Genomic DNA, 21,241 nt, shown 5'->3' with positions numbered 1-21,241 from the left:
GGAGGCAGGCGCCATGCCGACCGCCAAGGGGTTCCGTCAGCAGCTGAAGCGCTACTACCTGCTTTATACGGTCGGCTTCCTGGCCTTCGTCGCGGTCCTCGCCTTCCTCGAGCACCTGGGGCTGCCGCCCCGCTGGATCGGCTACGCCTTCCTCCTGTTCACCATCCTCATCTACGCCACCATCGGCGTCATGAGCCGTACCGCCGATGTCTCCGAGTATTATGTGGCGGGGCGGCGGGTACCGGCCCTGTTCAACGGCATGGCCACCGGGGCCGACTGGATGTCCGCTGCCTCCTTCATCGGCATGGCCGGCACCCTCTACCTGACGGGCTACCAGGGCCTGGCCTACATCATGGGCTGGACCGGCGGCTACGTGCTGGTGGCCCTGTTCCTGGCGCCCTATCTGCGCAAGTTCGGGCAATACACCATCCCCGACTTCCTCGCCGTGCGCTACGGCGGCAACGCGCCCCGCCTGGTGGGCGTGGCGGCGGCCATCATCGCCTCCTTCGTCTATGTGGTGGCCCAGATCTACGGCGTCGGGCTGATCACCAGCCGCTTCGTCAGCCTGCAGTTCGAGATCGGCGTCTTCGTCGGCCTCGCCGGCATCCTGGTGTGCTCCTTCCTCGGCGGCATGCGGGCCGTGACCTGGACCCAGGTGGCCCAGTACGTGATCCTCATCATTGCCTACGTGACGCCGGTGGCCCTGCTGTCCTTCCAGATCACCAGCGTGCCGGTGCCCCAGCTGGTGTACGGGGAAGTGCTGCAGGAAGTGGGCAAGCTGGAGGAAAAGCTGTTCGAGACTCCGGCCGAGCAGGAGGTGCGGGGCCTGTACCGGGAGCGGGCCGACGCCTACTACGAGAAGATCATGCGCCTGCCCGTTTCCCTGGCGGAAGAGCGGCAGCGCCTGACCATGCGCATCAACGCCCTCAAGGAAGAGAACGCCCCCATGCGCGAGGTGGTGGCCTTGGAGCGGCTGCGGCGGGACCTGCCGGCCAACGCGGAGGAGGCGCGGGAGCGCTGGGACGCGGCCATGCACGCCGCCGCCGACCGGGGCGCTATGCCCATCCGCCACGCCGAGGCCTTCCCCGGTCGCAGCGAGGCCGAATCCTCGGCCGCCCGGCTCAACTTCCTCACCCTCATGTTCTGCCTCATGGTGGGCACCGCCGCCTTGCCCCACGTCCTGATGCGCTACTACACCACGCCCACGGTGAAGGAGGCGCGGGAGTCGGTGACCTGGTCCCTCTTCTTCATCCTGCTGCTGTACTTCACCGCCCCGGCCTACGCCGTGTTCGCCAAGTACGAGGTCTATTCGACCCTGATCAACACCCCCATCGCCCACCTGCCGTCCTGGGTGGCGGCCTGGGGCAAGGTGGGGCTGGTGGCCATCGAGGACATCAACCACGATGGCCTGCTGCAACTGGCGGAACTGTCCCTCAATCCGGACGTGATCGTCCTGGCGACGCCGGAAATCGCCGGCCTGCCCTACGTCATCTCCGGCCTGGTGGCGGCCGGCGGCCTGGCGGCGGCCCTGTCCACGGCCGACGGCCTGCTGCTGACCATCGCCGGTTCCCTCTCCCACGACGTCTATTACAAGATCATCCAGCCCCGGGCATCGACCCAGTGGCGCCTGGTCATTTCCAAGTCCCTGCTGCTGGTGACGGCGGTGCTGGCGGCCACGGTGGCGGCCCAGCGGCCCGCCACCATCCTCTACATGGTGGCCTGGGCCTTTTCCATCGCCGCCGCCGCTTTTTTCCCGGCCCTGGTCATCGGCATCTTCTGGAAGCGGGCCAACCGGGCCGGCGCCGTCTCCGGCATGGTGGTGGGCCTGCTCATCACCGTCTATTACATGGTGCGGGTGCAGTTCGATTCCGTGCCCTGGCTCGGCCTGCGCGGCATCGGCATGGAGCCCTGGTTCGGCATCCAGTCCACCTCGGCCGGCGTCTGGGGCGTGCCGGCGGGCTTCCTTACCATCGTCGTCGTCAGTCTGCTGACCAAGCCGCCCTCCCGGGAGGTGCAGGACTTCGTCGAGCAGGTGCACTATCCGCAACTGCGCTAAGGCCCCGGGGCATTCCGGGGCGCCGCCGCCACAGGGTACAGCCATGCAACTTACAGATCGGCATCGGGAATACTGGCGCAAGAACCTGCGCATGACGGCGCTGCTGCTGGCCATCTGGTTCCTGGTCACCTACGTGGTCAGCTACTTCGCCCGGGAACTCAACGAGTTCACCGTGCTGGGCTTTCCCCTGGGCTTCTACATGGGGGCCCAGGGCTCCCTGGTGGTCTATGTGCTGATCATCTGGTTCTACGCCCGCTACATGAACCGGCTGGACCACCAGTACGGCGTCCATGAAGGGGGGCGCGACTAGCCTCCGCCCGGGCGGAGCGTTTCAGGCCTCCAGGTGGGCCACCAGGGGGAGCAGCTGCGGATGCTCCCCATCCCGCATCAGCTGTCGCGCCAGTCGGGGCTCGAAGGCCGCCAGGCGCCGGGCGATGCATTCGCTCTCCTGGTGCCGGCCGGCATGGTGGTAGGCCATGCCCAGGTGGTAGTAGGCGATGCCGTTCATGGGCTGCAGCTCCACCGCCTTTTCCAGGGCCGTCGCCGCTGCTTCGTGTTCGCCCAGGGCGGCATGGGCCAGCCCCTTGCCGTACCAGGCCCGGTCCAGTTGGGGATTGAGGTCCAGAGCGACGTCGAAGGCGGCGATGGCCTGTCGGGGCCGGCCCAGCCGGTCCCGCACGTAACCCAGATTGAAGTGGTGCTCACCACGCTCCGGCGCCAGGGAGGCGGCGCTGGCGTACCAGGTCTCGGCGTCCTCAAGGCGTTCCAGACGGGCGGCAAGATACCCCAGGCAGGCCGCCGTGGCAGCCCCGGGGGTGTGGCGGAAAGCCTCCTGGTAGGCGGCGTAGGCCGCCCCATCCCGGCCGAGGAAGTGCAGCAGCCAGCCGTGCAGGCGATAGGACCAGGGGCCAAGCGGCATCGTTTTCATCTCCCGTGCCCGGTGCAGCGCTGCGGGCGCGCCTGGCATAAAATTCCGTCAGCCCACGGCATGGCGCCGTGGCCCCTTCAGTGTGAGGACCCATGGTATCCGCCGCTCTCCTGCTTGTCAGCGTCCTGCGCGCCCTGATCGAAGTGGCCGGGCTGTGCCTGCTCGGCCAGGGCGTGCTGGCACTCCTCGCCGGCAGCCGCCGGGAGGGCAATCCCATCTACCAGATGTTCCGCATCGTTACCCGTCCCGCCCTGCTGCTGATGCGCCGTCTGGCACCCCGGGTGATTCTGGACCGGCACCTGCCCCTGCTGACTTTTTTCGTCCTCTTCTGGCTGTGGATCATCCTCGCCTATTTGCGCCAGCTCATCGCCCTGGAAGCAAATTGAGCGATCCGGCGAAAATGTTTTGCGTTATTCAAAAGCTTCGCTATAATGCGCGGCTTCCGCGGAGAGGTGGATGAGTGGTTTAAGTCGCACGCCTGGAAAGCGTGTTCAGGGTAATACCCTGACGGGGGTTCGAATCCCCCCCTCTCCGCCACGGATTACTGCAAAAAGGCCCTCGTTGTCGCTTGGCCCATAAGTTTGCCGGAAGGCAGGGTTATGCTTCAGAAACCTGGTGGCAAAGATATGCTTCCTGGCAAAGGGGAATTGAAGCCAGATCAGAAATGATCTGGCTTTTTTCATTTGGGCCCAAAGAAATGAAAAGGCCACTCCTTGTGAGTGGCCTTTTTGTATTCTTATCGGCCAATGCAATCGTTTGATACAACGCGGCCAAACAACAGCTATCTGCTTGCTGTGAACTCTTCTCCGACTGCTTTGAACACCGCTTGATTGGTATAGGCACACATTGGAGTAACGTCTCCGACCGCAATTGACCTGCCCGTAGCATCGGCTACCCGAAGGCCTTATGTGGAGCCAACTATTCAAGGTAACATATGGGCATGATGATCCAAGCCTCGAACAAATGCCCAGCCGGAGCTTCGTCACTCCACACCGCGATCCTGGATGAGATCGCCGGGTCGCATGCCGCGCAATTGGTCATAGAGGAACTGGGTATCGCAATGGCGACACACCCCGGTTTAAGGCGAGACCGGAATGAAGACCGTATCGCAGTCGCAAGAATCACGACCCCCTGCGCAGAAACGTACACAGTTGCTTTGGTTTGCGATGGCGTCGGTGGCTCTGAGTCCGGTGACCAAGCAGCGGCTCTTACCATTTCCAGCATCATTGCGGACCTTGCCCAGCAGCGGGTGCGCCCTTCCTTGAAGGAACTTGCCGTTGCTCTTGTTAGGCGAGCCGACGATCTAGTCCGAAAAGAGCTTCAGGGTCGGGGAGCGACTACTCTCGTAATGCTCCTCGCCACTACCAGCGGGCAGCTCATCTGCGCCAACGTAGGCGATAGCCGCGCGTACAGCTGGGATACGAATTCGAGCAAGCTTGATCAGGTTACGGTCGACGACACGATCGAGAATGAGCTGAAGGATTTACCGGGCAACCCTGCAGCTCTAATCCGGGCGCGCGGACTGCAAGGCCGACTTTCACAAGCAATTGGCGAGGGCGGAAGAACGGCCGACGACTTGCGCGTCCAAACATATACCAGTGAGCGCTTCCGTCTCGGTGCCGTGCTGGGCTCAGATGGCTTGTGGCGTGCAGCAAGGGACTTCGAGGCTACAGTCGCGAATTCTGCCACTCCGAACGATGCTATTCGGCGGGCCATTGCTCTTGCAAATTGGGTAGGTGGCGTAGACAACGCTTCGCTGATTGCGATTGGCAATATAGAGAGGCTGTATGGCGGACCGATACAGGCGTCAACCGGTAGACAACAACCGGAAATTACCTTGTGGTCGTCGTTAGCCAAGATCAAGCTCTTGACGAGCGCCTGGATAGGCGAAGCCAAGCCGCTTGAGGCGCGTGGGAAGGCAGAAAAGCCAAAAAGGAAAGTAGTAAAGAAGGAATCCCGGAAGACTCAAGACGAATTACAGCTAAGATTGGAGCCGGCCGATCCAAAAATGGGGAGGCCAAAAATCGAAGTGACGACCAGCGAAGATCGTAATAAAAGCGAGTAAGCCAAGAAATAGAGGAAGGGGACCAAGGGGTGGCGCTGCCGCAGCGATACAAGACTCTGACGAAGAGCGTACTGGCTGGGGGATTCGGAACCGTTATCCCACTTGAGGATACGTTTCTCCGACGAGTCGTTCTGATGAAGGTTATGCAGGACACCGCAAACAACGTTCAGCTTCAGAACGAAATTAAAGGCCTTTGCAAAGCGCGGTCTCGCCATGTCGTCGAGGTATATGACGTCATTACAAATGAAAAGGGTGAAATTGCGGGCGTTATTATAGAGCGTCTCCGTGGGCGGGACTTTTCAGCGTTTCATAAAGAGGCAGCGATCAATCCGCTGGGTTATCTCAAGATACTCTATCAGCTCGCATGCGCTCTTCGCGATCTTCATGCTGTGGGAATTATTCACCGCGACCTTAAACTCGATAACTTTAAAGAATCTGCTGCTGGAGTCATCAAACTGTTCGACTTCGGCATATCGTCACCGGATGGTGGGTACCAGACAAAGCAGAACAAGGGCACTCTAACTTACGCCGCACCAGAGCTGTATGTAGCAGGGGCTACGATTACCCCTGAGATGGATATATACGCTTTAGGAATATGTGCGTGGGCACTTGCCTATCCCATTTTTCCTCCAGAGTTAATGGAAAAGCCCCCGCAAAAATCTGCGCGAGCCCCATCCGTTGGTACCGTGATGCCAACTGCCGACAAACAGCCGGACGGTCTTCACAAGGAAGTTGTCGACATTCTCGATGCGTGTATTGACCCGTGTCCAAAGAACCGGCCCTCGGCGGACGAGGTCAGTTCCGTACTAGCTAAGCACCTCAGCCGAAACAAGCACCGCGGTCTTTTTGTGCAAGGCGTTGAAGAAGTTTTTGAGCTGTCCGTGAAAGAGCCAACGGTTACGTTGAAGATCGGCGCATTGGGCCGATTGAGAGTGAACTACGACGGTCTTCGATTCTTGATCACTGAGGTAGAGGGTTCGGTCAGCATTAATAACATACCAACCGAACCGGGCCACGTCCTCCACGAGGCGTGTGTCATTGGATTTGGTGCGCCCGACCTTGGACCGGCTAGAGAGTGGGTGACATTCTTCTCATCGCACCCGGAGGTTGTCCTATGAAGTTTAAGGCTGACAACGTTGTCGCAGGGCGATACAGAATTGAATCTTTCCACCTTGAAGGCGGTATGCAAGAGGTCTATCGATGCTTCGATCTTGCTCTAGGGCGAGTAGTGGCACTTAAAACACCACGTGAAGGAATTGTCGACAAGCGCTTTAGCAGGGGCGCACAGATGGGTGCCCGCGTAGTTCATCCGAATGTAGCAGCCACGCTTGACTACGTCGAGGAAGGTTCCAACCGTTGTTTGGTGGAGGAGTTCATTGAAGGGGTGGACCTGGGAAGACGACTCGCGAGCGACTTCATCTTTCTTGATCCGTCACTCACCGCTTGGGTGGTTCATAACATCGCGAAGGGGCTTCAGGCAGCGCACAGGGTTGGTATCTGTCACCGCGATCTCAAGCCTAGCAACATAATGACGTCTGCCGATGGTCGTATGGACGTCGTTAAATTGACTGATTTTGGAATTGCTAAGCTCGCCGAGAAGGAATTGGAAGCCGAGATTGAGAAATTTGAGCTAGATGAGAACACCTTAACTTCATCGAGTACCCTTCTAGGGGCGGTCCCATATTTGGCACCGGAATGCTGGAACGACTGGGCTAGTGCCGAGCAACCAGCCGATATTTGGGCTTTCGGGGCAATTACATGCCATTTGTTACTCGGAAAGCCGCCATTTGGTGTGGGCAAAGGCGCCATCATGAAAATGGCGCAGGCGGAAGTGGCTGGAAAGGTCGAGTTGCCTCCCCCTGAATGGTTTGGACAGCATCTGGAAACCGCGAAACTTGAGCAGGAATTGTGGGCTCTCGTACACGGTTGTTTGCAGATTGATCCCAAGCTTCGTCCAACAGCAGATGAGGTCGTACAACGATGTGAGGCTCTCTGCTATTCGGCAACACCCAGAAAGGTGGGGGTGATAACGACCTACCCCCACACGTATACAAGCGGCCGGAAGGCAAATGCCGGTTTCATATCTGTTGATGGTGGCGACCCCGTCTTCTTTCATCTCAGCGAATTCTTCAGCATTGGAGTCAAACCGCAGGTCGGACAGCGCGTCAGCTTTGGTACAGCAGCTGGGAAGCCGAGGGAGCGTTGTTCTCCCGTACTACTTTTGCAGAGTCCATAGCACCTCGCTAGTGGCCAGTGTGTCGGTGCTCTGAGCTTGACGACGGGGAAAAATCAGTTCAGTCGAGCGAGTGGTTATGGCAGCAGGGCGATCATGAGGGGCGATTCACTTCTATGACAAGCCATCGAGAAATGGACAACGTCATTAAAATTGCTCATCAGACACCAGCACTTGATGAGAACTACGTCCTCCTCCTCACTTCCAACAGCGAGGAAAAAAAGCCATAAACGCAGTCCTGCGAGATCGGCGCACGGCTGATATTGGGATCGAGACCACAGGGTGTTCGTTGGGTACTCTGGGTGGGCGATTTGTGCTCCACGTGACAGGTGAGAGTGGGGTGTCTAAGGCTCTGTCTGTTGCTCGCATAGCAAGCGCGCTGCTTAAAAACAACAACTTCCCCAAGCCAGTCCTGACTGTTCTAGCAGGCTTCTGCTGGGGCAATCCTAAGAATGTCGGTGCCGAGGTCTGTATTGTCGCCACAGAGGTCGTCGCCTTAAATATCCGACATGCAGAGGGAGATGCAGAAGTACCCCAAGCCCAGAGGCTGGTGAGCATTGTGACCCTCGAGGAGCCAGTTGTCCGAGAACTTGAGGACCACCTAAGGGTGCGGATTGGTTCCCTGGCCAGCCTGGAGACCCTCTACAAGAGCGACCGCTTGCGCGAGCGGCTAGTTGAGCGGTACCCCGAGCTGCTAGGAGGGGAAATGGAAGCCTTTGGGTTCCTCGAGAGTGGCTCCCGTTGGCTCGTCGTCAAGGCGGTGTCTGATGCCGGCGGGGATGACTTTTCGCGCGAGAAGCAGGGTGAGGCGGCGCGGAGGGCGTCAGTGGTCATCGAGCCGCTCTTGGTTACCCTGCAGAGGCATGAGGTCGTCGACCATCCGCGTGCCTCGATCGAGACAGCACACCTGTACGATCTACTATCGGGCGACACGATCGAGTTCGACGTCCGCGAGATTGGCAAGGAAGCCCTTACGGATCATCTCGAATTCGGCATCGGCCTGCGCGCCGAGTACAAGCTTCGCCAGTATGTGTCCGACCGGGAATGCAGCGCCGACTTTGTGCGGCACCTTCTTGCCGCGATCCTGGAGGTCGTCCAGAATGCAGTGCGACACGGAAAGGCGAACAGGTCGTTCGTGAGCTTCTACGCGACCAAAGTCGTGATTGAGGACGACGGACAACTCTATGACATCAGGTGCTTGACCGATGGGCGCGGAGGGGCCATGGCTGTGCAGGCCCTACTCAAACTGGGGGAAGAAACCGGGGCGATGGAGCTAACTGTAGGAAAGAGCAAGCGGCTCAAGGGAAACAAGTACACCTTCAATCTCGTGAAGGCGTCCAGCGCTCTGCGAGAAGCCCGCGAAAAGTGCTTGCTGCGTGTAAGGGAATCGAGCATTGGGATGCTGTATGGCCGGCCGGAGGTGTTTTCCTTCGACTCTCGGTGTAGGACCGTTTACCTCGATGGCACTAGGATACGGATGACCTCCCGCCATTTCGAGCTTGCAGCAGCTTTGCGCCCGCTCGTTGAGGAGGGCCGGAAGGTGTATGTAGGCTGTCGCTCTGAGCAAGAGATATTCATATACAAGCAGGAACTGAAGGATCTTGCTGGCGAGAATCTCGTACTTTTCGTCGACGCGACGCTGCCGCAGGGAATCTGAGCGCCCCTATTGTGGGTCTGCTTAAGGCGCTCACGGAAGGGGGGCCGACGTCTTCAGGAGGGAAATTAGCGCAAAGGCTAATTGGGGGCGGGAGTTACAGTTCGCAGGATGGAGAAACTGTTGTTCACCGTTGCATGGCGGTTGAACGGAAAGTAACTGGCACCTTGCGGATGCACTTCCACATTGGGCACCTGCCGGTTAGGTCGAAAAGCGGTATTTTTTTAAGCTGGGTCGATTCTAACGACTAGTACTGCCCGATAGGCATCACGGACCGCGCGTTCCCTAAGCGAAGCCTTCTCCTTCCGAAGAATCAAATCTACTTTGCGTCGTGACGGATAGCTTTTCTGGTCATGGAATGCCTGAACGATGTCTTGGACACGTTGGATTTGGTCGTTCAAGCGTTTTTTTCCACGCAGTCTGAGGAATTCTTTGTAACGGGTACTGATATTCAGGCAGATGTCTGGAAACCAGTATCGAAGATACGATGCAGTAACTCCGTAGCGCTTTCCGATCGCCGATACCGGCTGTGGTGGCTCGGTCTGTATATCCTTCTGAATCCGTCTTCTGAGTTCAGCTCGGTTAGTTTCATCAGTATCCTGGCCACGTTCTCTGACCTTCAATTTTCCGGGCACCATTGGTGCCGAAAGTGAGGGCTGGAAGCCGCTATTCCCCCGTGCTAGATCAATGGGCAATGCCTGAACTGCATATCCGAAAGCCAAGAATTGGGGCAGGGACGGTCGTTCTCCCTTGGTCAGCCAATTCTTAAGTGCATATCGGTTGAAGCCGATGGCCTGGCAGAACGCTGCTCGATTCCCATCGCTCGTGGTTTCGACGATGGACTTCATGACTTCGTGGAATTTTTCTACCGACGGCTCAAAATCAGAGGTACTTTGCCTTACAACCATGTCACCTAATGCCTTTGCGACCCAAATCTCAAACTGAGTTGCAGTAGGTTCTTCATTGCAAATCGCGTAGTCGGGGTGGATTAGCGAACGCAAACAATGGTGGCAAATGGCCTGGTCCGGATACCGAGATAAGAAGGGTTGTAGCTTCCCACAATGGGGGCAGTGATCCTGCAATGGGCGGTTATGTACTGTGCATTCCCGGTAGGCTTGCAGTGACCACAGCAGCGGAAAGTAAACATCGTCTCGACTTCGACGCTGCTCCAAGAGACAGGCCGAACACCATCGAGGGGTCGGAGACAGCATTCCTTGTCCCTTGTGGGGAAAGAAGTCCTGCCAGGGAAGTAACGTCAGCCGGGATAAACCCCGTTGTCCGGTTGATGCTTCAAGGACTGATACAAATAAGGAAGCGTACTTGCCATGGCCGTTTATAGTGCCTGCCATCCGATTGAAGAATTTCGGGTAGGCAAGGGGCTCTAATTCAGGTTTTGCTTTCCCTAGTACTTCGGCGACTACTCGGCGAGGATTGAGCGAATGGGCAGCACAAGTTCTGACTAGCAGAGAAATTAGGCTTTCCCGCTGCTCTACCGGAAACTCTACCGGAGCTAGGGAAAACAGCCGGCTACGTTCAGGAATAGGGCGATCAGAACGGTAGCCGGTCACCAGTTCATTGTCGAACGTATTCAGAGTCATGGCCGAATTCCTCCCACTGGGTCGCGAACCGGCTTGCGTTTACCAATTCGACGAGGCGTTCCCTGGCCGAAAGGTTCTTTGGAGCTTAATAGCACTCCATTTTCCAGGAGGTCCCTGAGCTTAAGGTCGTCGACATCCGAGAGCTTCTGTTCACCCCAGCAAGCCTCCTCGACGATAGTGACCAGCGCCCGGTTCTTGAGGGCATACCGCTCAGCGAACGCAGCATCAATCCTCTGAGCCTCCTCGCGCAATGCATGCTCAAGACAGCGAGTCAGCCAGTCCTTCAGGATTCCGATGCAACCTGCCGACTTCATGTAGAAGTAGGCCGCCTCCTGATTGAGGGACGTAGGAATATGCTTTGAGAGTAGCAATTCGAAGAAGGCGAGCGCTTTCCTGAACTCTCCCTGATCCGACTTCTTTCGCGTGTCGTAACGCGGAAAGTTTATGATCTGGCTACGACGAGAGAGTTGGCCGCTCTGGTCAAGGATATCTAGGAGTCGATAGGTGCCGACCAGAACGATGGTAGTTCCGGTCTTCATGGCCAAAATCTTCAGAGACTCAAATTGGTTCTCTAAGCGCTGACGATTCGTGACCAACAAGAGGTGATGGGCCTCGTCAATGATAAGTAGCTTGGTACGACGACGTTTGAGGTATTCCTCAGCTGACCGGCGTAGGGCATCCGTGACTGACTGTTCCAGAGGGTTGGCAGCAGGATGCTCTGGAAAGAGCGTGAGTTGCCGACTGATTAGGAGCTTGCGATTGACTAATGGCTCGTTCTGCCCGGTCAAAAGGCGGATATAGAAGTCTTTCCAGCTGAAGTTGGTAGCGCACGGTGGGATGGCATCTACCGAAACGATCGGTACAAAGTCTGTCTCAGCGGCAATCCGGGGTAGGTAGCGTTCTACCATCTTGTCGACAAGTGCCTGGATCAGCGTGGTTTTCCCAACTCCGGTAGGGCCGGTAATGATGACGATTTGGGGCAGAGAGTCTGCGGAAATGGCATCCATCAAATCCCGGAAGGTCGCTGCTGCATGGGGATGAGCAAAGATATGTCCGCTGAACCCGGCGATAGCAGAAGTAATCGGATCTTGCTGCAGGTCGTTCATGTTCATTTGAGTTCTCCGAAGTTTTCAAAGGAGAACTCCACGCTGGCCCACTGGTCCTCAAACGTAAGTGGTGAGTGGGGGTCTGATGGTGCCAGCAGTTCGGGAAGGGGAGGTGCTACATCAGATTCCTCCTCACGGCGCTCTGCATCGCGGCGCTGCTGCCGCAAGAGGGCCTCGTTTTTCTTCTCTTTGATCACGAAAGCAGCCATGTCCGCACCGTTGATTTGGCGACGAATGCCATAGTTAGCGTGATGGGCTCGTATTTCCTGAGTAATGACCTGTATTTCAGCTTCGGTCCGACGCTCAAATACAGACGCGTGTTCCGAGCGGCAGAGATGCCACTCACCTTTGACATAGGCGTATGCCCTGGAAATGTCGAAGGGGTCGTAGCGGACTGGAACCTGAGTGCCGGTAATTTCTGAATCGCGTAAGGCCGCGTGCCAATAGAGAATCCCGCGAATCTTGATACCCCGTCCCTGGCGAACCATGGCGTTGCCACTCCGTGTCGACGGCAGGCACTGAAGAATGAGATCTGGGGTGTAAGGAATCAATAGGTGAGGACGATTGCCATATAGGGCGAGACCACGAGCCATCATTTCCCGCGGAGAAATTCCGAGCGTGGGATGAATAAGATTGGCGTAAGCGTCGTCAATGAATCGCTCAAATAGGTTCGTAAATTCAGGGAGTGTCCAGACCGCCAGTTTCCGCGGATCGTGACTCGGGGACATGCTTCGTGGTTTCTGCAGCGCTTGGTTGTTGCCAACTAGGTTATGGATCAATCGCTGATTTGCCACTCCGAAGAAGCGCTCAATGACAGAGCCGAAGCGGGATTTCGAGGCTGGCCGGGACTTCTTGTGACACTCGAGACGGGCTAAGAGGGATTCAAAATAGGCAGATTCGAAGTCCTTTCCCTGATCCACCACAATGGTCTTGGGAATACGGCCATGTTGTTTCAGGGCATGCCGGATTACGGCCATGCAACTACGATAGCTGGGAGGATCAAAGGTTAGGAAAAACCCAAGAATCATCCGAGTATATGCATCGATTAGAATCGTAAGCCAAGCCTTACCCAGGTTTTCCCCGGTCCTACTATCAACCAGTTGCTCGTCCAGTTCGGTATGGTCGATGTGGCCGATCTCAAAAGGTCGCTCACCATGTCGTGGGGTCGATTGGTCAATTACCCAGTGGAACTCTGAAATGGAGTACGCAGCCTTGTCACCTTCACGGGCTCGCTTGACTACTTCTTCCGAGAGCCGCTTGATCTCGCGAGAAAAGGTCTTTTCTGAAGGCGCCTGGACACCCTTGTCCTCGCAACGATTGACGAGTTCGCCGTAAGCGATGGAGATTGAAATCCTCTCCGAGCTCAACACCAGCTCATTGATAACTTCGTGCATCAGCTCAATAACCAATGCCGGAATTTTCCGATTTCGGTTGCCTCGGGCGCTAATGCGTGGAAGTAGTCCGACATACCCGTTCCCGTAGACCAACTCTCCTTCGCGTTGCTTGGCACGCCATGACCGAAGGGTCCGAGCTGGGATTACGGATGATTCGGGATGCTCAAGAACTTGATATCGACGATTGGCTTCCTCCAGATCGATAGGCGCCGCATGGCGGACCTGTTCTGCTGCACGCTGGTGACAATCGGCGATGGATCGCTCTATGCCGGTGATGATTCCTTGGGTGACCAAGCCGTCGAAGACTTCTCGTGACAAAGTGGAGCATGTCTTCTGCTCGTCGACGACAAAAATCTCAGTAACGCCAACATTCAGGATTTTCCAAGGCTGTCCATCCCACAGAAAGCTTTCACCAGCTTTCAATTCGATGGCTCCAATGTCCGGCATGGTTATCGCTGTCTGTAGCCTCCTCTGGCCTTGGTAAGCAGCCAAACTCATGACATCGGTACAAACTGTCGTGTATTGGGGCTCAGTCAAGAGCTCTTGCGTTAGATCGACATGGAGAATTCCATCCGCCACCATTTTATAAACGGTGTCTGCCCCAATGTCAGCCTGGCTCAGGAGAGCCTCCAACAGAATCCAATGGACACCCCTGAGCCGATTTTTGATCAATGTAACTTGAAGTGGATCAGGTGCTGGGCAGGCCGTATCAAGATAGTCAGACAGGAAGCCAATATTGCGGACGAGAATCCAGTCGATTTCCTTGGATGAGAGTACCTGGAATCCAAGCCCATACTGGTTGGCGAAGTTTTCTCCAGCAGGGCAACGCCATTTGCCATCGGGGCTCCGGAGAAATAGCTCACTACCCGACGCCTCGCGCTTTAGGAGCTCTTCTTCTGTTTTACATTCAACCCATCCCATCCATCCCTTTTGGATCAGAAAATAGTCCGGGGTACTTAGGTGGCTGCAGTGTCTTCCACCCGCACCCTTGTACCGCAATTTGATCTGGGATGGCTGGTCGTAGAATTCCTCCGTCTCTACATCGTGGTCCCAGATATAGAGATAGGGGAGTTCATTTTTATGACTCTCCGCCTGGATGACGCAACCCATTTTCTGGCTGGAATAGCGACAGGCGACGTTGAACTTACCGCCTCCAACACGGCGAGAAGGATCACCGCGCCGGATTGCTTGAACAATCTTTCGACCATTCAATGGGATGTTTTGCAGGATAAAGCGCTCCTGCAACTGTTCCTCTGACAACATGACAAATCTCCTGAATCAATCTCGGGGGTGCTTATCCGATAGATCTTTAGATTCCGGACGTCACTTAGGAAGGAGTCACACTCTTCATCAGCGGGAAGCTGTACAAGAGGTGATGCCACCCAAGGAGAAAGCACTTCCCCATCAAGCATTTTTGGGGTGCTAGCTGCCTGAACGACGTAAGGAGGCCTGGCGGTCGTCAATACCTTGACAACTGCCCAGGTGGCGCGGAGAATTTGCCCATCAGGTCTCAAAGTCTGATGGGTTCTGTGAAAGGCTTGGGGTTGCCGCCCCAAGCCTTTTGCGCTTTTAAGGCCTCACCATCTACTTGGTTATTGGCTGATCATCAATACACCTCCTTCTGGTTTTTCCTGCAGAGTAGAAGAGGCATACCCATGCAAGTCATGGAGAACAGTGCCGGCTACCTGCCCTAGTAGTCCTAGGTTTCTCTTTTTCCTTCCCCTGCCCGAACAGCGGCGTCTCTACTGGCTGCAAGCCACGCAGCTAGATCCTTCACTAGCGCATATTTCCCTCTTCGATTTGGCATCGTGAAGATTGGGATTGGCACGGTCTTCCTAACTAAGGCCTGTCGAAGTGCCTCCATAGATGGATACCCAAGCGCAATCCGTAGCGTTTCGTTGGAAACCACAGGCCCATAGCGAGCGGTCAAGTCATCTTCCAACTCTCTAGCCAGGGAATTCGCATCTTCTAGCTCTGCCATCACAGCTCCCGTCACAACCAGTCATATTCGATACTCTACAAATGCACCTATATTTCAGCCATCCCAGACAGTACTATTAAATTTTGTACTCTATGTTGGTGTGGGAGGTATGGCCAAGTGACTGATTTAAAAGACATTCAAAAAATTGCAGACGACTTTAGCAGGACCCCGCTAAACCTGAAGCCGTTCAAAAAACGTTCCAGAAAGGATGTGGCGGACGGGTTGCGTGCTGTGTTTTGGTACCACACAGTTCGGCACCAACTGGGCGAAAAATCCAGCTATGCCTTAGAGAAAAGGTTTGATGAGAAGGGCTCGTTCAAACGCAATGCAGATGGGAAATTGATCTATCCCCATAGATGGCAGAAATACTCACATGGAGAGCGTGTCCCAATCCCATCTCTGGTCGTCAACGTTGAAAAGGAATGCAAAGGCTCTGCTAGAAAACTAAACCATGTGCTGTGGGAGGCATTGAGACTAGAGCAACCTGTTTGTCCACATGTTGAAGTTTGGCTCAGAGAGCTTAATCCCGACATACAAATGGTCGTGTTCCACATCGAGCACAGGGAATTCGACGTAATCTATAAACGGGAGAAGATAGGACTACGTCTACTCGGTAAGCTCTCGGATCGGGCCAGCATGGATGCTCTAGCCTGCCTAACAATTCTATTTCGTGAGGCGGTAGAGCTAGAGCGCTTCCACGATGCATTTCTCTTGGGTCGAGAAATTCACTGGATGCTGCTTTTCTTGGGGATTGAATTTCAGCGAAACGGAGTTGGGAAGGAACTCATCAAGCTCTACTGTGACCGCATCTTTCCGATGCTTGCATGGGATGAGCAATGCTTCTTTCCTGAGAGAACAGACTATGTAGGGGCCTCTTGCTTCTTGAATCTATCGCCGTTCTATCATCCAGCTCACAAGGGTAAGTCTCTTTCGTGGGAAACACGTGTCCGCTGTATGCGACGTCTTTCTTCTACCAGAGGAAACTGGGCAGTGATGTTTGGCTTGGATATTGAGTATGGCCCTAATCCAGATAGTCAAGACATACCGAAAAAACTGTTGCAAGAATACGAGCGACGTAAACGTATAGTCGAGCGGGCAAAAGAAGCGATATCTCTCGGCATATCGGATGTTGGATTTCTCTTTGGTAGAAGGCCGCCCCCGAACACTTTTTTCCAGCGGTGATAAATCTGGATTTCTAATGATATTGAGTATTCTCATCAAAACGGCTACCCAGTGACATCGCAAAGTTGCCACCTAGTGGCGCACTAGGCTGCCACCTTATTCCTCCGAAGCTATCTGAGGTAGGGCTTCCTCGGCTTCCGGCCAATAGGCGACGTTTGAGTTGTATGGGGATAGGTCTCGGATATCAATAAGACCCAGAAATCTGAGACTCCATCAATCGAGTAGCTGTTTTTGGATATCAGGTGAGATAGAATGAAAAGATGATGTTTGAGTAATTACTGGGGTTCAGTATGGCGAATTCGCACACAACATTTAGGAACTTGGACGGCGTTTCTCTAAACAGGCTGCACCTTGATTCGCAAAATCCCAGGCATGATCCACTTGAGGATGAGGATGAGATCATTGCGCAGCTTTACAAGGATGAGCAAGTCTATAACCTCGCCAAAGATATCGTTACCAAAGGTTCGTTGAGTCCGCTTGACCGTACGGGGGTCATTGAGATGAATGGCAATCCTGGACACTACATTGTGGTGGAGGGCAACCGCCGAGCATGTGCGCTGAAATTGTTGCACGATCCTCATAAGGCACCGAATGTTGAGGCTCGTACGGCATTTGAAGCATTGGCAAAGCGTTTCGAGGTGCCTGCTACGCTCTCCGTTGTTTTGTTTTCAGATCGTCATGCGGCTCGTCCTTGGATTGGACTACGCCATCTTGGTGCCCAAGATGGCGCAGGAACGCGTTCATGGGATTCTCCTCAGAAATCTCGTTATGCTGAGGTGGAGTCTCCTAATCAGTTAGCACTGGCTGTGCTAGATCGAGCAGAGGAATCAGGCTGGATAGATGCTGGACAGCGGCAACAGCTGGCAATCACGACACTTACCAGATATCTATCTAATCCTCTCGTACGTGCGGCCCTAGGACTCGGCAATAATCGGGAGTTGCAATACACACATGACGCATCCGAAGTAGATGCAGCACTGCGCCAGTTTCTAGAAGACGCGTTCCCTCTTGCTGATGGCAGCACACCGCTGGTCCATTCTCGTTCCAATAAGTTAGATAGAGAAAGCTATGCTAGAGAACTGAGTGTTCGGGGGGTTGCGCCACGTACACTGTTGCCATCGCCAACTAAACCTCCAAAGCCTAGTAAAACTCCTCAGGCAAAAAAACCGCGTGGAAAGCAGCATCCTGACAACCGTAAATATCTTGTGCCGACAGACTTTGTCTTCAATCATGGGGATAAGTCTCTCATTCGTCTGAGGCAGGAGTTCCGTTGTACACCTATTGATGACCACGAGTTTGCGGTGAACTATTTGTTGCGTGCCTTTGTAGAGCGAGTCATGGTGCTATATGCCAAACAACGCAAGGTTCATCAGCCCCAAATGTCAGACCAGAAACTGATGCAAGTTTGTGTCGAAGAACTTGGTAAAGAGGGAGTGCCTGCTAGCAGCTTAAAGTCGATGCGCGTTGCAATGTCTAATGAACATGCCGCATATAGCCTGCATACCCTTGGAGCAGCCGTTCATACGGGCCATGTACCTACTCGAAAGAGTCTTATTGCTGCATGGGATAATTGGGAAGATTCGCTCAAATTAATGCTTGGACGGATCTAGAAAGCGCTGGCCAAACATGACGGTTTTCGTTATCTTACCGTCATGCCTACAACTGAATCCCCATTGAGATATCCTGGTGGCAAGACACAGCTCTCGCCGTTTGTTTGTGATTTGCTGCATGTAAACAATCTTAAGAAGGGGGTGTACGCTGAGCCTTTTGCCGGCGGCGCCGGACTTGCTTGGCGATTGCTATTATCTGGTCATGTTGGAGAGGTATGGCTTAACGATATTGATCCGTGCATATATGCTCTTTGGGATGCAGTACTTAACCAAACAGAACAACTGTGTGAACGGATAGTCGAAACTCCGATTACGATAGACGAGTGGCATTACCAGCGTGGCATACTCTTGGATGGCCATGCTCCTGCGCTGGATCGTGCTTTTGCTACGCTTTTCATGAACAGAACTAATCGCTCGGGCATTCTGCTTGGTGGGATGATTGGTGGGAAGTCTCAAGAAGGAACGTACAAGCTAAATTGCCGGTTTAATCGGAATGAGTTAGTCCGGAAAATTCAGCGGATTGCTCGTCACCGCGATGTGGTTCGGTTGACTCAGCTCGATGCCGCAGAGTGCATCGCGCAATGGTCGAGGGAGCTTCCTCCTAGGTCCCTGATGAATATTGACCCACCATATTTCGTCAAAGGTCAGGAGTTGTATATCAACTTCTACTCTCCAGAAGACCATGCCAGTCTCGCGAATGCTATTCGTCAGTTGCAGTGTCCGTGGATGTTAACTTACGACGATGTACCGCAGATTGAAGAGCTGTACGCCGGACTCCCAATCTATAGAAAAAGTCTCGTTTACTATGCTCAGGTCAAGCGACGGGCTAATGAGCTAATGGTGCTTTCTCCGCGGCTGCAAGCCCCTGAGGGGTTGGCAAAAACGGCTCCTATCGCCGCCTGATGGGTTGTGGATTTGCATATCTGGCGAACTTGATCTTCAAGTCACGTTGATTCAATACTCACAGCGCCGACTTACATCGATTGTAATTGGTTTAGTTTTCGCCATTCCATTACAAGCCCTTTTGTTGCCTGGCAGTATTATCCTTCCGATTGAAGGCTGGGGCAGAGTTATGGGTCAAATACGACCATCTCCTTATCTCCCCCAAGGGGGTAGTGCGGCATAAAATGGCTAGGATATGGTACTGACCCTTGGCAGGGTTTTGATTTCCGCGACACTCGTTGATCGAGGGCCTTTTTCTTTTTGTCGTCTTTGATTGAAAATTCAAAGCGAGTTGTTTAGCTGGGAATGGCTGGCCTAGCCGCAGCCTGAAGCTTACTGCAGTGTCTGGTGAAGATGCTGTCAGTATGGTGGGTTAGTAGTAAATGATGTGTTGATCGCGTCATGCCGACGTAGAGCAGCCGTGCTTCTTCGTCCTGCCCTGCCCGTTGATAAGGCATGGCTCCCAAATCTGGGATGACCACGCAGTGGAATTCCAAACCTTTGCTGGAATGGATGGTGAGGAAACGAATCGCATCCTGCTGTTGGCCTGGTTTTGATACCTGTTCCACGGGAATGTCTCGTTTCGCCAGTTCCAGGCCGTATTGCTCTATCTGCTTATTGAAGCGGCAGAGAATGGCCATATCGCGATAGGGAATCCCATCAGTGGCTCTTCTTTTGAGCCAGGTTGCGATGTGGTCCATTTCAATGCCGAGATTGGCGAGCCGCATGACTTCTGGAGTTGGTCCTGTGCGGCCGCCAAATTCGGGGTGGACCATGGGAAACTCTTCGGTGCCCTTGGTTTCGTCCACATAGGCAGACAGGAAACGGTAGGAAAAATCCAGGGCTTCAACGGTATTGCGATAGTTGACCTTGAGAATGGTCGTACGCCGGCCCTGTGCTTCGATGCCAAGGCTGGCCCAGGATGTGGCACGGCGTTTGTGCTTGCCGTAGATGTTCTGGGCGTCGTCGTAGAGCAGGAGAAGGGAATTCGTTTCCGGGTCGATCATCTGTACCAGGAGTTTGAACCATTCAGGCTCAAAGTCATGGCCTTCGTCGATGAGGAGTGCGGCGTATTGTGCGCGGGGCACTCTGCCCTGGTCGGCTCCTTTGATGACGGCCTCGACATGTTTTTCATAGGCAGGGCGTTCATCTTTAGCGAGATCGAGTTGATAGAGATCGCACATGTCTTTGCACCAGCCATGAAAATGGCGGACATGGATGCTATCTCCTGCACCTTTTTCAAATAGCATTTCCCGTAGCTTGCTGGCCAAGGTGCGGTTGAAGCAAAGAACCAGGATGGGCTTTTTCAATGGTTGTTTGCTGAGATGCAGACAACGATAGGCCAGCAGCAGTGTTTTCCCCGAGCCTGCAACGCCATGAACGATACGGTGACCCTCACCGAGATTGCGGGCAATCTTTTCTTGGGTGAGGTCCATGATCTTGACTACATCTGGCAGGGTCTTCATCACGGACTGGTTGGGATCGGCCTTGTGCTCGAATAGATTTCCTTGATGGATACGAATTTCGGGGAAGAGGTGCCACCTCACCCGATCAATGCGGGCCATAGTGAGGACACCGCCGAAGCAGTAGGAAAACATGTTCCAAAGCCGTTGCTGGATTTCTTCAGCCTCGACCGCTTCGGTCATTTCGTCCTGGCAGATGACTCGATCAGCCGGGATTGCTTCGGCCATCCCGCATTCTTCAAATTGTTTGCGGGTAATGTTCGTCAGAACGACGCCATAACCCCAGGGAAACAGCAGATGTCCTTTATAGCGCCCTTCTTCTTGCTGGATCAGTAGCGGGTCTTTTTCCAGGAGTGCGTTTATCGCAGTTGCGTAGGAACGTGCCTGTACGATCGGATTTACGGTATTTACCAACCCACGGTCCGTAAGAAGCTCAACAGTTTGAGGATCAATCTGCCGAATGGTGGAGAGCTTCCAGTCTTTGACTTCCAGAACCAGGATGCCGCGGCCCGGATGGAGAACAACAAAGTCAGGGCGGAATTGCTTGGGGCCGATGGGAACGTTTATCCAGACGTGGTAATCGTCCTCCAGCTTACGCATGAGGCAGTTACCAAAGCGTCTTTCCCCAGGTGTCAGTTTGAGGTTTCTTGAGTTTAGAGCGGGTAGGAAGATGGCCACTGTTGTCTAACGGCTAGATTGCGACATCGATCGATTTTTTGCACATGGCATTTTGGTCTGATTCTATGCCATATGGCTGGCGTGGCTCAACTCGGCTGCGGTTTCACTTAAGTTTCGTGATGGGCACTGGATTGTGATTCCAGTGCCCATAAACACAGGGCGTTTTTGTTTAGACCATAGTGCCCTGCTGGTTTGAATTCCGCTCATCCGTCACGGATGACTGCAAAAAGGCCCTCGTTGATCGAGGGCCTTTTTCTTTTTCACCTTCCCCTTTTTGTCCCGTCCTCAGAGCGTGCATTCGGCCCGGTTCTGCTGTTCCAGCATGTCGCGCAGGGTCAGGGTGTCGGGGTG

15 protein-coding genes and 1 tRNA gene are annotated in these 21,241 nt (G+C 54.6%); 11 read left to right on the top strand and 5 right to left on the bottom strand.

Annotated features, from left to right (window positions below; all coding sequences use genetic code 11):
• Positions 1-13: 13 nt before the first annotated feature.
• Both AC1RTA_RS09550 and AC1RTA_RS09545 read left to right on the top strand, forming a co-directional pair.
• Positions 14-2,056 carry a sodium:solute symporter family protein gene (locus AC1RTA_RS09550; RefSeq protein ID WP_014237076.1) on the top strand — a complete coding sequence of 681 codons (2,043 nt, stop codon included), beginning with the start codon at positions 14-16 and terminating at the stop codon, positions 2,054-2,056.
• Between the two features lie 43 nt (positions 2,057-2,099).
• Entirely contained in the window at positions 2,100-2,366 is a 267-nt protein-coding gene (locus tag AC1RTA_RS09545; protein WP_014237077.1) for a DUF4212 domain-containing protein, read from the top strand.
• A gap of 21 nt (positions 2,367-2,387) precedes the next feature.
• Here the strand turns inward: AC1RTA_RS09545 and AC1RTA_RS09540 are convergent, their stop codons facing one another.
• The gene (locus AC1RTA_RS09540; RefSeq protein ID WP_492784594.1) at positions 2,388-2,975 is read right to left on the bottom strand and encodes a tetratricopeptide repeat protein; all 588 of its coding nucleotides are present in this window, start codon (positions 2,973-2,975) and stop codon (positions 2,388-2,390) included.
• Between the two features lie 101 nt (positions 2,976-3,076).
• Here AC1RTA_RS09540 and AC1RTA_RS09535 point away from each other — a divergent pair, with 101 nt between their 5' ends.
• The 6 genes from AC1RTA_RS09535 (at position 3,077) to AC1RTA_RS09510 (ending at position 8,939) form a co-directional block, all read left to right on the top strand.
• Complete coding sequence (locus AC1RTA_RS09535) at positions 3,077-3,370, top strand: hypothetical protein (RefSeq protein ID WP_043798035.1); 294 nt, start codon at positions 3,077-3,079, stop codon at positions 3,368-3,370.
• 60 nt (positions 3,371-3,430) lie between these two features.
• Positions 3,431-3,521 (top strand) — tRNA-Ser (locus AC1RTA_RS09530).
• A 403-nt stretch (positions 3,522-3,924) separates the two neighbouring features.
• A complete protein-coding gene (locus AC1RTA_RS09525) occupies positions 3,925-5,049 on the top strand; it encodes a PP2C family protein-serine/threonine phosphatase (protein WP_416242810.1) in 1,125 nt (374 codons plus the stop codon).
• A 29-nt stretch (positions 5,050-5,078) separates the two neighbouring features.
• Entirely contained in the window at positions 5,079-6,167 is a 1,089-nt protein-coding gene (locus AC1RTA_RS09520) for a protein kinase domain-containing protein (protein WP_492784593.1), read from the top strand.
• Positions 6,164-7,285, top strand: coding sequence for a protein kinase domain-containing protein (locus AC1RTA_RS09515; protein ID WP_416242808.1), 1,122 nt, complete (start codon positions 6,164-6,166; stop codon positions 7,283-7,285). Before AC1RTA_RS09520 ends, AC1RTA_RS09515 begins: the two co-directional genes overlap by 4 nt.
• Before the next feature lie 337 nt (positions 7,286-7,622).
• Positions 7,623-8,939 carry a hypothetical protein gene (locus AC1RTA_RS09510; protein WP_492784592.1) on the top strand — a complete coding sequence of 439 codons (1,317 nt, stop codon included), beginning with the start codon at positions 7,623-7,625 and terminating at the stop codon, positions 8,937-8,939.
• Positions 8,940-9,160: 221 nt separating this feature from the next.
• Here the strand turns inward: AC1RTA_RS09510 and AC1RTA_RS09505 are convergent, their stop codons facing one another.
• The 3 genes from AC1RTA_RS09505 to AC1RTA_RS09495 are packed head-to-tail and all read right to left on the bottom strand — an operon-like array spanning position 9,161 to position 14,297.
• On the bottom strand, positions 9,161-10,534 hold the full coding sequence (locus tag AC1RTA_RS09505; protein WP_416242806.1) for a TniQ family protein: 1,374 nt from the start codon (positions 10,532-10,534) through the stop codon (positions 9,161-9,163).
• A complete protein-coding gene (locus tag AC1RTA_RS09500) occupies positions 10,531-11,646 on the bottom strand; it encodes an AAA family ATPase (RefSeq protein ID WP_416242805.1) in 1,116 nt (371 codons plus the stop codon). The genes AC1RTA_RS09505 and AC1RTA_RS09500 overlap by 4 nt, the downstream gene beginning before the upstream one ends.
• Positions 11,643-14,297, bottom strand: coding sequence for a TnsB C-terminal domain-containing protein (locus tag AC1RTA_RS09495; RefSeq protein ID WP_416242804.1), 2,655 nt, complete (start codon positions 14,295-14,297; stop codon positions 11,643-11,645). The genes AC1RTA_RS09500 and AC1RTA_RS09495 overlap by 4 nt, the downstream gene beginning before the upstream one ends.
• An 835-nt stretch (positions 14,298-15,132) precedes the next feature.
• Here AC1RTA_RS09495 and AC1RTA_RS09490 point away from each other — a divergent pair.
• The 3 genes from AC1RTA_RS09490 (at position 15,133) to AC1RTA_RS09480 (ending at position 18,710) form a co-directional block, all read left to right on the top strand.
• A complete protein-coding gene (locus tag AC1RTA_RS09490; RefSeq protein ID WP_492784591.1) occupies positions 15,133-16,197 on the top strand; it encodes a hypothetical protein in 1,065 nt (354 codons plus the stop codon).
• 290 nt (positions 16,198-16,487) lie between these two features.
• Positions 16,488-17,807: a hypothetical protein gene (locus tag AC1RTA_RS09485; RefSeq protein WP_416242802.1), complete on the top strand. Its 1,320-nt coding sequence runs from the start codon at positions 16,488-16,490 to the stop codon at positions 17,805-17,807.
• Positions 17,808-17,849: 42 nt separating this feature from the next.
• Positions 17,850-18,710 carry a DNA adenine methylase gene (locus tag AC1RTA_RS09480; RefSeq protein ID WP_416242801.1) on the top strand — a complete coding sequence of 287 codons (861 nt, stop codon included), beginning with the start codon at positions 17,850-17,852 and terminating at the stop codon, positions 18,708-18,710.
• A 335-nt stretch (positions 18,711-19,045) separates the two neighbouring features.
• On the opposite strand, the gene AC1RTA_RS09475 is transcribed toward AC1RTA_RS09480, so the two are convergent.
• Positions 19,046-20,890, bottom strand: coding sequence for a DEAD/DEAH box helicase (locus AC1RTA_RS09475; RefSeq protein ID WP_492784590.1), 1,845 nt, complete (start codon positions 20,888-20,890; stop codon positions 19,046-19,048).
• Between the last annotated feature and the right edge of the window lie 351 nt (positions 20,891-21,241).

It is taken from the genome of Azospira sp. MPR-E4, assembly GCF_058809645.1.
The sequence above is the reverse complement of the archived record's forward strand: the minus strand, read 5'-3'. Positions and strand labels throughout refer to the sequence as shown.